14 protein-coding genes are annotated in these 13,785 nt (G+C 59.4%); all 14 read left to right on the top strand.

All coding sequences use genetic code 11. From position 1 onward, the window contains the following. Positions 1-749: phosphomannomutase/phosphoglucomutase (manB, locus tag JJE47_07820; protein MBK5267328.1), on the top strand; the 749-nt coding region annotated here is incomplete at its 5' end. A 1-nt stretch (position 750) separates the two neighbouring features. Continuing rightward, entirely contained in the window at positions 751-921 is a 171-nt protein-coding gene (locus tag JJE47_07815; protein MBK5267327.1) for a Trm112 family protein, read from the top strand. Between the two features lie 130 nt (positions 922-1,051). Next, positions 1,052-1,585 (top strand): ComF family protein, encoded by a 534-nt coding sequence (locus JJE47_07810; protein ID MBK5267326.1) that lies wholly within the window; start codon positions 1,052-1,054, stop codon positions 1,583-1,585. Between the two features lie 12 nt (positions 1,586-1,597). After that, a complete protein-coding gene (raiA, locus tag JJE47_07805; GenBank protein ID MBK5267325.1) occupies positions 1,598-2,134 on the top strand; it encodes a ribosome-associated translation inhibitor RaiA in 537 nt (178 codons plus the stop codon). Continuing rightward, positions 2,131-2,781: a response regulator transcription factor gene (locus tag JJE47_07800; protein ID MBK5267324.1), complete on the top strand. Its 651-nt coding sequence runs from the start codon at positions 2,131-2,133 to the stop codon at positions 2,779-2,781. The genes raiA and JJE47_07800 overlap by 4 nt, the downstream gene beginning before the upstream one ends. Next, the gene (locus tag JJE47_07795) at positions 2,778-4,694 is read left to right on the top strand and encodes a HEAT repeat domain-containing protein (protein ID MBK5267323.1); all 1,917 of its coding nucleotides are present in this window, start codon (positions 2,778-2,780) and stop codon (positions 4,692-4,694) included. The genes JJE47_07800 and JJE47_07795 overlap by 4 nt, the downstream gene beginning before the upstream one ends. Beyond that, a complete protein-coding gene (locus JJE47_07790; protein MBK5267322.1) occupies positions 4,694-6,028 on the top strand; it encodes an HD domain-containing protein in 1,335 nt (444 codons plus the stop codon). Before JJE47_07795 ends, JJE47_07790 begins: the two co-directional genes overlap by 1 nt. 45 nt (positions 6,029-6,073) lie before the next feature. After that, positions 6,074-8,698, top strand: coding sequence for a preprotein translocase subunit SecA (gene secA, locus JJE47_07785; GenBank protein ID MBK5267321.1), 2,625 nt, complete (start codon positions 6,074-6,076; stop codon positions 8,696-8,698). A 12-nt stretch (positions 8,699-8,710) separates the two neighbouring features. Continuing rightward, positions 8,711-9,833 (top strand): peptide chain release factor 2 gene (gene prfB / locus JJE47_07780; GenBank protein ID MBK5267320.1). Its coding sequence is split into 2 segments (ribosomal slippage): positions 8,711-8,770 and positions 8,772-9,833, totalling 1,122 coding nucleotides; the frame shifts between segments, so codons are not numbered across the junction. 81 nt (positions 9,834-9,914) lie between these two features. Beyond that, positions 9,915-10,610: a cell division ATP-binding protein FtsE gene (gene ftsE / locus JJE47_07775; GenBank protein MBK5267319.1), complete on the top strand. Its 696-nt coding sequence runs from the start codon at positions 9,915-9,917 to the stop codon at positions 10,608-10,610. Next, complete coding sequence (locus JJE47_07770) at positions 10,607-11,488, top strand: ABC transporter permease (GenBank protein ID MBK5267318.1); 882 nt, start codon at positions 10,607-10,609, stop codon at positions 11,486-11,488. Before ftsE ends, JJE47_07770 begins: the two co-directional genes overlap by 4 nt. 3 nt (positions 11,489-11,491) lie before the next feature. Further along, positions 11,492-12,682, top strand: coding sequence for a peptidoglycan DD-metalloendopeptidase family protein (locus tag JJE47_07765; protein ID MBK5267317.1), 1,191 nt, complete (start codon positions 11,492-11,494; stop codon positions 12,680-12,682). Continuing rightward, positions 12,679-13,146 carry an SsrA-binding protein SmpB gene (smpB, locus tag JJE47_07760; protein MBK5267316.1) on the top strand — a complete coding sequence of 156 codons (468 nt, stop codon included), beginning with the start codon at positions 12,679-12,681 and terminating at the stop codon, positions 13,144-13,146. The genes JJE47_07765 and smpB overlap by 4 nt, the downstream gene beginning before the upstream one ends. Positions 13,147-13,178: 32 nt before the next feature. Next, positions 13,179-13,736 (top strand): HD domain-containing protein, encoded by a 558-nt coding sequence (locus tag JJE47_07755; protein ID MBK5267315.1) that lies wholly within the window; start codon positions 13,179-13,181, stop codon positions 13,734-13,736. Positions 13,737-13,785: the final 49 nt, after the last annotated feature.

The following is a 13,785-nucleotide window of genomic DNA, read 5'->3' as shown; positions in this document are numbered from 1 at the left end:
GTCTTTATCTTGAGCCTGATGGGACGTTCCCAAACCATCCTGCCAACCCGCTTGAACCAGAGAACCTCGTCGACCTCGTGGAACTCGTGATGAGGGATCGTCCCGACCTCGGCGTCGCGTTTGATGGGGATGCCGACCGAGCGTTTTTCGTCGACGAACTCGGCGTGCCTCTATCGGGGTCCACCACGACCGCCCTCATCGCCCGGTGGTTTCTTGAAAGGAGACCAGGAGCTTCAATCGTCCATAACCTCATCACCTCCAGGGCGGTGCCGGAAACCATTCTCAAAGCTGGCGGTGTCCCGATCCGGACCAAGGTCGGGCACAGCTATATCAAGCAGATCATGGCCGAGACAGGGGCGGTTTTCGGTGGCGAACACAGCGGCCATTACTACTTCAAGGAGAACTTCCGAGCCGATAGTGGCATGCTGGCGATGTTGGTTCTCCTGCAGGTACTGTCGGAAGCGGGCCGTCCCCTTTCCGAATTGCGCTCGACGGTTGAGCCATATCGCCAGTCGGGTGAAATCAATCTCTCGGTCGTCGATAAGGCCGGGGCGATCGAGCGGCTGGCGGCTGCCTTTGCCGATGGCACTCAGGATGATCTTGATGGGCTGACCGTCGGTTGGGCCGATGAGTGGTTCAATGTTCGGGCGTCAAATACCGAACCCGTTCTTCGGATCAACGTCGAAGCGAGCACGGACGAGCGGGTCGGATCACTTCTTCATCAAATTCAATCGATTATCGGAGGTTGAGATGGGTCTGATCGACGAGCGACTGGCGGCGATCCTTGTATGTACCGACTGCCACGGCGATCTCACCGAAGACCTCGAGGCGTCCACACTTGTGTGCACGAAGTGTGGCCTCAGGTACGCGGTGGTTGATGGTATCGCCAACATGATCCTGGCGGACGCGACCAGATCGTAGGGGCGCACGTCCGGCCGTTGCCGACGGTCGACAGAGAAATGTCCCTACCGCTGGATACGATCGGCCCATGGTCTGTTTGGCATGTCGTGCGTGGTCAGCTCGCTATGTGTGTGAAGGGTGCAGCCGCCGTTTGCAGCCGGCTGCCGATCGGCTGGTCGACGGCCGGATCGTGCGGGCGGCATTCGAGCACAGTGGACCGGCCAGAGTGCTCGTCCACCGACTCAAGTATGAAGGGGTCCGGGCCGCCGGCCGGGTTCTTGGCGGTGCAATGGCGGGTCAAGTCAGGGTCCCCGTCGATGCGGTTACGTACGTACCACGGGTACACCTGCGCCGGTGGCGCTATGGCATCGATCAGAGCCTTGAATTGGCCAGGGTGGTCGCCGCCGAATTGGGATTGCCCGTGGTCGCTGCCTTGCGTCCCGGCTGGTGGTCACCGGCCAATGCCGGGGCTCGTGCCGCTGACCGACACGCGCCGATTTTCACCGTGCAGGCGAAGGAATTGGGCGGCGTTCTTCTCAGTTTGGTTGTCGTCGACGACGTTCTGACGACCGGTTCGACGTTGGCTCATGCGGCCGGAACGTTGCAGACGAATTTCCCGATAAATGTGCAATCAGTGGTCGCCACATCGGCCTCCGAAGTGACTAGTCTGCGATCACGACGATGAAATGGGGTCATCTTGATAGTTCAGCTCCACAGCCGCCACGTTGACATCGATGAGGAGTTTCGTGAAGCCGCCGAATCCAAGATCGCTCATGCTGCTCGCTTTTTTGAGGGCACCGGGGACGCCGACGTCGAATTGTCGGAAGAACAGAACCCCCGCCTGGCCCCTGAGAAATACCGCGTTGAGATCACCTGCCGGGCCGGCGGTCATCTGGTACGGGTCGAGTCGGCATCGTCCACCCCGATGGCGGCCCTCGATCTTGCGGTTGACCGATTTGAGAAGCAGCTTCGTCGACTGCGCGATCGTATGGTCCAGCGATCCCGTCAGCCACGTCAGGACAAGTCCGACACACCGGCTGCGGGCGATCAAATTGAGCCTGAGATCGTTCGCGTCAAGCAATTTCAACTCAAGCCGATGACACCTGAGGAAGCGATCCTTCAACTCGACATGCTCGGACACGAATTCTTTTACTTTCGCAACGCCGATACGGATTTGGACAGCGTCCTCTATCGTCGTCGTGACGGAGCATATGGCTTGATTGAACCTCGATGACAAGTGTCCTGGTCGTCGACGATGCCGTGCTCTTTCAAGCCGGGCTCACCTCCGCTCTCGGTGGGGCGGGCCTCGACGTGGTTGGGGAAGCGCAAGATGCCATGGCGGCGGTTGCCAAGGCATCACAGCTACAGCCTGACATTGTCGTCCTCGACGTTCTGATGCCGGGAATCTCCGGCCTTGACGTCGTGGACAAGATCATTTTGGCTGCTCCGAAAACGAAGGTGGTTTTGCTGACCTCGTCGGAGTCTGGCGAAGATCTTCTGGCGGCGATCCGATCGGGCGCCATGGGCTACATCGTGAAGACCACACCGCTTCCAGAACTGGTGGCCGGGATCGAGGCGGTGGTCCACGGTGGTGCGGTTGTCTCACCGGCGATGCTCGGAAAGCTGTTTGGGACAGTCGCTCAATTGCTGCGCCACAAGGATGTGATTAGTGCTCGTAAGCCGGCGTTGACCGGTCGCGAGGTGGAGGTGCTTCAGTTCATTGCAAGGGGCCTCACGAGCCGTGAGATCGGCGAACGGTTGTACATCTCGGAGAATACCGTCAAGAACCATGTGCGAAACATCCTGGACAAGCTCGGGTTGCATTCCCGCGGTGAGGCTGTGATGTATGCGTTGCGTGAAGAACTCATATCGATGGAATGATGGCGGCTGATACACGACCAGAGACGATTGTTGAGGCATTGGGAACGGCGTGGACCGTTTTCAGCCTGTACCCCGAACCTGAATCGCAACCAGCGTTCCGTCGGGCGGTTGAGCTGCTTCAGGAGGCAGCGAGCGATGGAATACACCTTGACCTCGACAGCTCGGGGTTCTCCTACGCCGGCGAGCCCGTAGAAACCGATCGTGAGGGAGCGGACCGATTCGCCAAGCGGTGCTACTTGCATCGGGTGGAAGGGCTGTCGGTTGTGGCCGCTCCGAGTCCGCGAGACGTCGATCGATTGTTCACGAGTCTCGCCAAAGACGAATCAAGCTCGGGGGCTTCCGGTGGTATCGAAGCGGAGCTCCGGCGCGATGGGGTGGTTAGTTTCTCGGTCGCCCAACGCTCGATGCTCCGGGTGGTTGGGACCGAGGACGCCCCCGACCGTGACGGCAAGGTTCAGGAAGTCCTCGACGAAGGCGTCGATGCGGCGGCCTTCGCCGAAGCTCTCATCGGCGAAGCCGGGGGTGAACCTGAAGCGGTCATTGTGGTCTTCTACGATCGGTATCACGAGACGCTCGACCACCTTACCGAGACAGACATCTTCGGTCGAGAAGGCGTCGTGCAAGCCTTTGTCGAGGCGTTCTTTTACCTGGACGAACCTTCCCAACTAGGGGTGTTTCGCCGTTTTCTGGACTCGGACGAACAGTTTGATCGGGCTTTTCTTGATCAATTTGCTGGTCACGAACTTGCCAAGCTGGCCCCGCGACTCGATTCGCAAGGGCTGGCGCTCCTGCTCGATTACGCACGGGTTGCCACAGATCAGGCCGATAGTCGGCCGGATGAAGTGCTCGGGATCCTCAAGAACCCTGAAGCCCTGCAATCGGTTCGTGAGGTAGCCGCTGCCAAGGTTCAGGAGCGGCTCGGCGAGTTGGCCAAAGCTGCTGAAGCCAGTGCCCAGTTCCTGGCGATCGTCCAAGACAAGTTTCCCGACCCGCGTCGCTACTTCTACGATTCCCTCGAGGTGTTCCGCGGGTTATTGGCCGTGGAGGATCGCGACGATCGTTTCCGAAGACTCATGCGGGTATGGGTGGGAAAAGTCTCGGCTTCGGTCAGGGCATCCGATTTTCGTCGGGCGGAACTCTGGCTCAGGTCGGTCACCGCCAAACCGACGTATGCCCCGCATCGGGAGAGCGATGTCGACTACTCCCTTTCCCAAATCGCCAGTCCTGAGATCCTGAATCACATCGTGGCCGTGGCAGCCGAAAAGGGGGAAGGGGAACCCGAGAAGGGTTCGGCCCAGGACTCGGCCCTGCGGTTGTTGCAAGCCCTCGGACCGAAGGCCGTAAACGCATTGATCGATCTATTGGCCGAGGAGGAGGGGCGCAATCGGCGCCGGCTGCTCGTGGGTCTTCTCAGCCAGATAGCGGCTGAAGATCCGGCGCCGATCGTGAACCGGCTAAGTGACGAACGCTGGTACGTCGTGCGTAACTTGCTAACCGTCTTGCGTGAGACCGCAACCACCACCGCCCACGAGGCCGTGGTGGCCGCCGGGGAGCATCCTGACGCCCGGGTTCGGCTTGAGGCACTCCGGGCGCTTGGAACGAGTGGCTCCGGATCGGTCCAGCGACTTGCCAAGGCGATCGGCGATGAGGATGAGAAGGTCCGCCATGCGAGCATTGGAATGCTTGGCACAGCCGGGACGTCTGAATCAGAAGGAGTACTCGTTGCGGTTCTGAATGATCGTCGTACTCGCCATAGTGACAAGGTTCGGGTGATTCTGGCCTTGGGGGCGGGCCACACCGGACCCGGCACCGAAATCCTCACAGTCATAGCCAAAAAGCGGTTGATAGTCGGTGCCCAGGCTCGCGGCTTGCGCGAAGCGGCCCGGACCGCTCTCCGACGAAGGGAAACCTGATGAGCGATCAGCGCACGCGCGACTTTTTCAACCATCTCCGGTCGGCAAGCCGCCAGATGGCGCTCTACCCCGAAGAACATCCCGCCCTGGTGGAGGTGGTGAACAAGGCGACCGACGCGGCCAACGCCCTATTGTACGACTCCGCCGAGACAGCCATCACGATCATCGGTGATTCGTTGTACCTGGAACGTACGATCTTGCCGCACGCCTCACTGGAGTTCAACCGGTTGCTTCGCGACATGCAAGCTCGCGGGGTGGATTCTGTCACGTTGACCTCAAGGGTTTCTCGGGGCGATGTCCACGACCTGGCCGCCTTCCTGGCGGCGACATCTGGTGATGTGCCCGCCGAAGGCACCATCCGTCTGAACGAGCGACCGTACTCCCGATCAGAGCTCGAAACCGAAACGGGGTTTACGGGTCTTCGTCGCTCATATGCCCGGTCCCTTGACGTTCTGCGCGGCGTGTCGCTGGCACTCGATTCGGATGAGTCGTTTGACTTGACGGGAGCCACGTGGGTCGTTGAACAGCTTGTCGAGCAAACGCTCTCCCAGCCGGCCGCCTCTGTTTTGCTCTCGACCATGAAGAGCCACGACGAATACACGTTCTACCACTCCGTAAACGTTTGTATCCTCGCCATCGCCCTGGCGAGGATGGTTGGTCTAGACGAAGAGGAGATCAAGCTTCTGGCCGTCGGAGCATTACTTCACGACATCGGCAAAGTTCGGGTTCCCATCCAAACCCTGCAATGGCCCGGACGCCTCGACACCGAGCAGTGGGCCGAGATCAAACTCCACCCGCAAGAGGGTGCTGCTGCCATTTTGGCTGCGGCCGCCCCTGGTCAGGAGATCGCCGCAGTCGTCGCGTTTGAGCATCACGCCCGGTATGACCGGCAGGGATATCCGAATCTGACCTACTCGCGCCCCGCCCACTTCTTCAGTCGCCTGGTGTCCACCGCCGACACCTATGACGCACTGACCACCCGGCGCAGTTACCGGCGAGCCGAAACGCCCAACCGTGCCCTGCGAGTACTTCTCCAGGGAGCCGGGTCTTTGTACGACCCTGACCTTGTGCAGACCTTTATCAAGATGGTTGGCGTGTATCCGGTGGGATCGCTGCTTGAACTCGACACGGGCGGCATTGTGATGGTCACCGGCAACCACCAGGATCCGAGTGAGCTGGCCGATGTGGTCCTCGTTCGGGCGCCTGATGGACTGATCCTCAGTGAACCGGAACCGACCACGCTGAAGGACCGCATCATCGTCGATCAACTCACATCCGATCGAGCCGGAGTTGATCCAGCTGCACTCATCGAACAGCTTGATCTCGACGGTTGACATAAGAACGACAGCTGAACGCCGGTTCCCTCCTAATATGGTTGCATGACCATTCTTTCAAAGCTTCTGCGCGCCGGAGAAGGACGCGCCCTCAAAGAGCTGGAAGTCTTCGCTCAAGAAGTGGGCCAACTCGAACCGTCCATGGAACTCCTCTCGGACGTGGACCTTCAAGCGAAGACCAACGAGTTCAAGGAACGTCTCGATAGGGGAGCGTCGCTTGACGACCTTGCCGCGGAGGCTTTCGCGTCGGTGCGCGAGGCTGCCAAACGAGTTCTTGGGATGCGCCCGTTCGACGTGCAGGTGGTCGGGGCAGCCGCGCTCCACCAAGGCATGATCATCGAGATGCGCACTGGTGAAGGTAAGACGCTTGTCAGCACGATGCCTGCGTATCTGAATGCGCTCACCGGTGGCAACGTTCATGTAATCACCGTGAACGAATATCTGGCCGCCCGTGACGCACAGTGGATGGGCCAGGTCCACCGGTTCATGGGTCTTGATGTCGGACTTATCCAGTCCGACATGACCCCGGCAGAACGTCGGGTCGCCTACAGCGCCAACATTACGCACGGGACGAACAACGAATTCGGGTTCGATTATCTGCGCGACAACATGGCGATGCGGTCCGAAGGCATGGTTCACCGAGGGTACTTCTATGCGATTGTTGACGAGGTCGACTCGATCCTCGTCGATGAAGCCCGAACCCCGCTCATCATCTCCGGCGTGGTCGGCGACAGCGCCAAGTGGTATCGGGACTTTGCCAAGATTGTCAGTCAACTACGCGAAGACGAGCACTACGAGGTCGACGAGGGCAAGCGCCAGGTCATAACCACCGAGGCCGGCGTATCGAGGGTCGAGTCAATGCTCGGAATCGAAAATATGTACGACCATGCTGCAGTCGACTTTGTGCACCACCTCGACGTCGGCCTCAAGGCCAAGACGCTCTATCACCGCGATGTCGAGTATCTGGTAGTCGATGGTGAGGTGAAGATCGTTGACGAATTCACCGGTCGGGTCCTCGATGGCCGGCGCTATTCGGAGGGCCTGCATCAGGCGATCGAGGCGCAAGAGGGCGTTGAGATCAAACAGGAGAACCAGACGCTGGCCACGATCACCCTCCAGAACTACTTTCGCATGTACGACAAGCTCTCTGGCATGACGGGTACGGCCAAAACGGAAGAAGCCGAACTCAAAGAGATCTATGACGTCGATGTCGTGGTGATTCCCACCAATGTGCCGGTGGCCCGTATTGACAAAGAGGATCTGGTTTACAAGACCGAAGACGCCAAGTTCCATGCCCTGATCGATGACATCGTCGAGCGGAACAGCAAAAATCAACCGGTTCTCGTCGGCACCGTGAGTATCGAGAAGTCTGAACGACTATCGAATTTTCTCAGTCGTCGTGGGATCGATCATGAGGTCCTCAACGCCAAGCAGCATCACCGTGAAGCAGAGATCATCGCTCAGGCAGGGCGACCGGGTGCGGTCACCGTAGCCACGAACATGGCAGGTCGTGGTGTTGACATCATGCTCGGAGGCAACCCGGAAGGACTCGCCCTGGCCGCGGTCCGCAAAACGGGGTTGAACCCAACCGACGAAGGCTTTGACGACGCGTACGAAAAAGCGCTCGAGAAGTACAAAGCTGAGACCTCGGCCGCCAAAGCTGAAGTGCTGGCGGCAGGTGGACTCTATGTCATTGGTACCGAGCGCCACGACTCCCGTCGAATCGACAACCAGTTGCGAGGGCGGTCGGGCCGCCAGGGAGATCCGGGAGAGTCGCGTTTCTACTTGTCGCTTGGCGACGATCTCATGCGGCGCTTTGCCGGGGACCGTGTGACGAGCATCATGGACCGTCTCAAATTGCCAGAAGACGTGCCGATCGAGGCCAAGATGGTTTCGAAGTCGGTCGAGCGGGCCCAGGGTCAGGTCGAGGCACAAAACTTCGAAGCTCGTAAGAATGTTCTCAAGTACGACGAAGTCATGAACCGGCAGCGGGAGGTTATTTACTCCTGGCGCCAGAACCTCATGCTTGAGGAAGGTTCGGCCGAACTGGCCAGAGAATGGATCGACACCGTGGTTGAAGACACGGTCCGGGTCGGACTCGAAATGGTCCCTGCCGGTCAGTGGGATCTTGAGGAACTTCACCGGGAGCTCACGGTGTTGTATCCGATGCGCCTGGGAGCTGAGGCCTTTGAAGGTGTCAAGTCTGTCGAGAAAATCGTTGAGCTGGTAATGGAGGACGCCCATAGCGTCTATGACGCCCGCGAATCGGAGCTAGGCGAACCGGTGCTCCGGGCGATCGAGAAGCGGGTCACGTTGTCGATCATTGACAACAAGTGGCGTGAACACCTCAGCGAGATGGATTACCTGCGAGCTGGCATCGGGCTGCGAGCGATGGGCCAGCGCGACCCCCTCGTCGAGTACCAGAACGAAGCGTTCAACCTGTTTTCGGGGCTGGTCGATTCGGTGAAGCGCGATGCGGTTCGGTATCTTTTTCACGTCGAGGTTGTCGATCAGCCTGCTCAGCCGGTGCAGCGGGTCCAAGCGATATCGACCAACACTGGGCCGTCAAAGCCCAAGCAGGCCACGGCTGAGGATCGGATGGGTCGCAACGAACCTTGTTACTGCGGTTCGGGCAAGAAGTACAAGCGATGCCACGGCGCGGCCGAATAGGAGTGTCTCACGTTGACTGACACAGAATTGCGCGCCCTGATTGACGAATTGAGATCGCGGCTCGCCGACGCCAGGAGGTTCCTTTGACCTCGACAATAAGAAAGATGAAGTAGCCGACCTCAACGAGCAGATTGGTACTCCCGGGTTTTGGGATGATCCCAACGCAGCCCGGGAGGTGACCAAGCGTCTCGCCCGGTATGAGCGGATCTTCACTCAGCAAGACAAGCTGGTGGCCGCTCTTGAGGAAGCCGGAATGATCCTTGACATGGCGGCCGAAGAATCTGATCTGGCGGTGCTTGCCGACGTCGAGCGCGATTTGAAGGCGGTCGATGTCGAACTGCGCAAGCTTGAGATGGAATCGCTGTTCTATGACGAGTATGACGACTATGAAGCCATCGTCAGTGTTCATGCCGGTGCCGGGGGAGTCGATGCCCAGGACTGGGCGGAGATCCTGCTGCGCATGTACCTGCGGCACCTTGAGAAGGCCGGATTCCAGGTGACTCTCGAAGAGGTCCAACGCGGCGAAGAGGCCGGAATCAAGTCTGCCTCGTTCACGGTGACCGGGGATCACAGTTACGGCTGGATGGTTGGCGAGAAGGGGGTTCACAGACTCGTGCGGATTTCACCCTTTGATTCGGCCGCTCGACGCCACACTTCGTTTGCGGCCGTCGATGTCATTCCGGAGGTCGCCGAGGCAGAAGAGATCGAGATCAACTCCGATGACTTACGGGTCGATACGTTCCGGTCATCGGGAGCCGGCGGTCAGCATGTCAACACGTCGGATTCGGCGGTTCGTATCACCCATCTCCCGACCGGGATCGTGGTGGGTTCCCAGGCCGAGCGGTCTCAGATTCAGAACCGGGCTCGCGCCATGAAACTGCTCCAGGTGCGCCTCGCCGACAAGGCAAGGCAGGATCGGCTGGATCACATTGACGGGATACGTGGCGAACAAACTGAAGCCGCTTGGGGGCACCAGATTCGCTCCTACGTCATGCAGCCCTATCAAATGGTGAAGGATCTGCGCACCGGAACCGAGGTTGGCAATGTGACGGGAGTTCTCGACGGCGACCTCGATGAGTTCATCGAGGGGTACCTTATGTGGCGGCGAGCCAACCATGAGATCGGGTCGGATTGATTCAAGTAGGAGCAGGGCTCTTGGTAACCTGTCGTCTGATGACCCCGCAGCCCTGCGGATAGCCCGCGTTCAGAGGTACCCATGATCAAACTCGAGGATGTCACCAAGGTGTACGACGGTGGCACCGTAGCGTGTAGCAATGTTTCATTGAATGTCGCCAAAGGCGAGTTCTTGTTCCTCGTCGGCGCGTCCGGGTCGGGCAAGTCGACCCTGATTCGGATGCTCCTGCGCGAAGAGGAAGTTACGACGGGGACCATTTGGGTAGCCGGCAAAGACATAACGGCGATGCCTTCGTGGAAGGTGCCGTATCTCCGCCGGACGGTCGGAACCGTCTTTCAGGATTACAAGCTCCTTCCAAACAAGACCGTCGCCGAAAATATAGCTTTTGCGCTTGAGGTCCTCGGTCGGCCGAAAGCCGTCATTCACCGGCAAGTCGAGCAGGTGATCGACCTGGTCGGTCTCACCGGCAAATCCGAGCGCCTTCCCCGCCAACTCTCAGGTGGCGAACAGCAACGGGTGTCGATTGCGAGGGCGTTCGTGAATCGGCCCCCCATCTTGCTGTGTGACGAGCCCACCGGGAACCTTGACCCGGCCACCTCGGTCGGCATCATGCGCTTGCTCGACAGGATCAATCGCACCGGGACCACCATCGTCATGGCAACCCATGACCACGCCATCGTCGATGCCATGCGGCGTCGTGTGGTGGGTCTCGAAGCGGGCCAAGTGGTCCGCGACCAGGCGAGTGGCCGATACGAGCAAGAGGAATCGGTCGAATGAGCCGGATCGGGTTTCTGCTCGAAGAGTCTCTCGTCAACATGCGCCGCAATCCCCTGGTGGTCTCAGGAGCGGTCCTGGCGGTGTTCGTGTCACTATTCCTGGCGTTCGGCGCGTTGTCGATCCAGGAGCTGGTCCGAACCAATACCCAGCAATGGCAGGACGGCACGCATGTGATCGTCTTCCTCAAGGATGCTCGCGATGGCATCACTCTTGACTCGCAGGTGGCCCTCCGTTCGGAGATCGACGGCTGGGACCTCGTCGAGTCGACGGAGTATGTCGACAAGCTTGGAGCCTTTGAAGAATTCAAGAAACTCTTTCCGAATTCGCCCGTGGCGGACAACATCGACCCCGATGTGTTGCCGGCTTCTATTCGGATCCGGCTGACGGACAGCACCCGGTATCGCGAAGTCGTGTTCAACCTGATCGATCAACCGGCGGTGTTGGAAGTGGTGGCGCCGGGGGAGTCCATCGAAAACGTCGCTCAGCTCTCCCGGGTCCTCAACTGGCTGGGCTTCGGGCTGGCCCTTATTCAGGGAATTGCCGCAGTTGTTCTCATCTCGAATACGATTCGAATGGCCATCTATGCTCGCCGGGAAGAGGTCTCGATTATGAGGCTGGTCGGGGCTTCCAACTGGTTCATTCGCATCCCCTTCCTCATCGAGGGGATGATCGAGGGGATGGCAGGCGCTGGACTGGCGGTGTTTGGCGTTTGGATTGCCAGTCGGGTAGTCGGCGACGTTGACGCGGCCATCAGCCTGTTCGACTTCACCATCTCGTCTGGCTTTTTTGTGAAATGGTCAATACTGTTCCTGGCGTTTGGTGCCGTCGCCGGTGTCGGCGGATCGGCACTGGGACTCCGGAAGTTCCTCAAGGTGTAATGCATGAAATCATTCGTAGCGCTCATCGTGTTGCTGGCGGTCATGGCCGGCGCAGTAACCGCGGGCGCCCAATCTCAGAGTGACATCGATGAGATTGATCGAAAGATCGAAGTGCTCAAGGACCAGTCGAAGGGGATCGCCAGTCAGCGGTCGGCTCAACTCGTCGAGTTGGAGGCCGCCCAGGGGCGCCTGCGCGTGGCCAGAGCAGCGGTTGCCGAAGCTCAAGCCAAGGTCGACGCTGTCACGGCAGAGATCGCCGATAACGAAGCTCAGCTCGATGAGCTGAACCTTCGACTCGATCGGCTCGCTATCGAAGTAGCCAACACCCGGCTCGAAATTCGCGAAGCCCGGCTCACGTTCCAGGATCGAGCTGCGGAGCTGTACATGCAGAGGGCTTCGTCGATCGGTTCATCGGTGGTGGTCAATGTTGATGATATGGCTTCGATGTCCGTGGCGATGCGGTATTCCGATGACGTGTTCGACTCGTCGGAGCGATTGTTGAACACCCTCGAAATCCTCGAACGCACCGAGCAAAATCAGCAAACCGCCATCGAAGAAAATCAGCGCACGGTCGAAGTTCTGTTGGCAGGCCTCGAGATCAAGCGAGCGGCTCTTGAGGACGACAAGATCGCTCTGGCCGCCGCCGCCGCCATCGTTGATCAAGAGGTGCGTGAGGCCGGCCGAATCCTCGCGTCGATCGAAGCAGAGATCGCCGAGATCGAGGGCGGGATTGCCGCGTTTGAGGCCGAACAAGCCAAACTCCGGGCTGACCTCAATCGGTTGACCAGCACCGGCGGATCGAATCCGGGACGATTGAGCTGGCCCATCAACGGGTCGGTGTCTTCCGGGTTCGGGTACCGGATTCATCCCATTAGCGGAGTCCGCAAGTTGCATACCGGCCTTGACATCAGCGGTGGCTCCGGAACCCCGATTGCCGCCGCCGGTTCCGGCACGGTCATCTGGGCAGACTGGTACGGAGGGTACGGCAAGACGGTCATCATCGACCATGGGGGCGGTCTCACCACGCTCTACGCCCATCAAAGCTCGCTCAACGTATCGGCTGGGAGCAGTGTCTCGGCCGGATCGACTATCGGGTATGTCGGTTCAACGGGCTATTCCACGGGTCCACATTTACATTTCGAATCTCGTGAGTACGGCACTCCCGTCAATCCGATGAACTATCTGAACGGATGAGCCAAGAACGGGTGATCGTTACCCAGAACCGAAAAGCTCGCCACGACTACTCTATCGTCGACACGTTCGAAGCAGGCATGGTGTTGGTCGGGTCCGAAGTGAAGAGCCTGCGGGCCAAGACCGCCAACCTCCAGGACGCCTTCGTCATCATTGATCGGGGAGAGGCCTTTCTCCTCAACGCCTATATCGCCCCGTACTCGTTCGCCCACGAAGGCGGTCATGCCCCCGATCGTCGACGCAAGCTCCTCCTGAACCGCAGAGAGATAGAGAAGATCGCCGCGGCGATCGCCGAACAAGGTGTTACCGCTGTTCCCTTGTCGATCTACTTCCTCGACGGACGGGCCAAGATCGAAGTGGCCCTCGGCAAGGGCCGCAGGGCCTATGACAAGCGACAGGCGCTCAAGGAAAAAGACCAAAAACGGGAGATTCAACGATCGACCGGACGGTCGACAAAAAACATGTAACGATCGCCGGGTCACCGCGACTGTGATCCCGTATGACCTACAGCTTCCCACAACTGTCTGAGGATCTTGCCGGCCACAGTGCGCGGACCGCGGCACTGGCGGTCGAGATCTCAGCCGAGTTAGGTTTTGGGACCCTCCAACAACGGACCGTCTGGATGGCTGCCCACCTCCATGACGTTGGCAAGGTGAAGGTCCCCGATTCGATTCTCAATCTTCCTCGGCCGCTGACCGAGCACGAGCAGACCCAGGTTCAGAAACATCCCGAGCTTGGATTCCTCATTCTGGATGGTCTGGTGGCTCCCGAGATCGCCAGAGCCGTTTTGTGTCACCATGAGCGGGTCGATGGACTCGGCTATCCATTCGGGCTGGCAGGCGACCGGATTCCCCGAATGGCCCGCATCATCGCTGTGGCAGACGCGGTTGACGCCATCGTCTCCGATCGGGTCTATCAGGAGGCCCAACCCATGCCGGTGGCCGTTTATGAATTGACCTCCCACGCTGGCACCCAGTTCGACCCCCACGTGGTCGATGCCGCATTGCGGATTCTCGCCCCCGCCATGGCCAGCTCGGATTCTGTCGCGGTTGCCTAACCGGGTCCGGTTATCCGATGGCCGATTATCGGCCGTGGTGCCTATACTT

The organism is Acidimicrobiia bacterium (assembly GCA_016650365.1).
Lineage (GTDB): Bacteria > Actinomycetota > Acidimicrobiia > Spongiisociales > JAENVV01 > JAENVV01.
Note: the sequence above shows the minus strand (reverse complement) of the source record. Positions and strands in the feature narration are given on the sequence as shown.

Bases quoted from the DNA above. Each gene is read 5' to 3' on its own strand.
- secA (MBK5267321.1), top strand. From the start codon at position 6,074: ATGACCATTCTTTCAAAGCTTCTGCGCGCCGGAGAAGGACGCGCCCTC.
- JJE47_07815 (MBK5267327.1), top strand. From the start codon at position 751: ATGGGTCTGATCGACGAGCGACTGGCGGCGATCCTTGTATGTACCGAC.
- smpB (MBK5267316.1), top strand. From the start codon at position 12,679: ATGAGCCAAGAACGGGTGATCGTTACCCAGAACCGAAAAGCTCGCCAC.
- JJE47_07770 (MBK5267318.1), top strand. From the start codon at position 10,607: ATGAGCCGGATCGGGTTTCTGCTCGAAGAGTCTCTCGTCAACATGCGC.
- JJE47_07795 (MBK5267323.1), top strand. From the start codon at position 2,778: ATGATGGCGGCTGATACACGACCAGAGACGATTGTTGAGGCATTGGGA.
- JJE47_07765 (MBK5267317.1), top strand. From the start codon at position 11,492: ATGAAATCATTCGTAGCGCTCATCGTGTTGCTGGCGGTCATGGCCGGC.
- JJE47_07800 (MBK5267324.1), top strand. From the start codon at position 2,131: ATGACAAGTGTCCTGGTCGTCGACGATGCCGTGCTCTTTCAAGCCGGG.
- JJE47_07755 (MBK5267315.1), top strand. From the start codon at position 13,179: ATGACCTACAGCTTCCCACAACTGTCTGAGGATCTTGCCGGCCACAGT.
- JJE47_07790 (MBK5267322.1), top strand. From the start codon at position 4,694: ATGAGCGATCAGCGCACGCGCGACTTTTTCAACCATCTCCGGTCGGCA.
- ftsE (MBK5267319.1), top strand. From the start codon at position 9,915: ATGATCAAACTCGAGGATGTCACCAAGGTGTACGACGGTGGCACCGTA.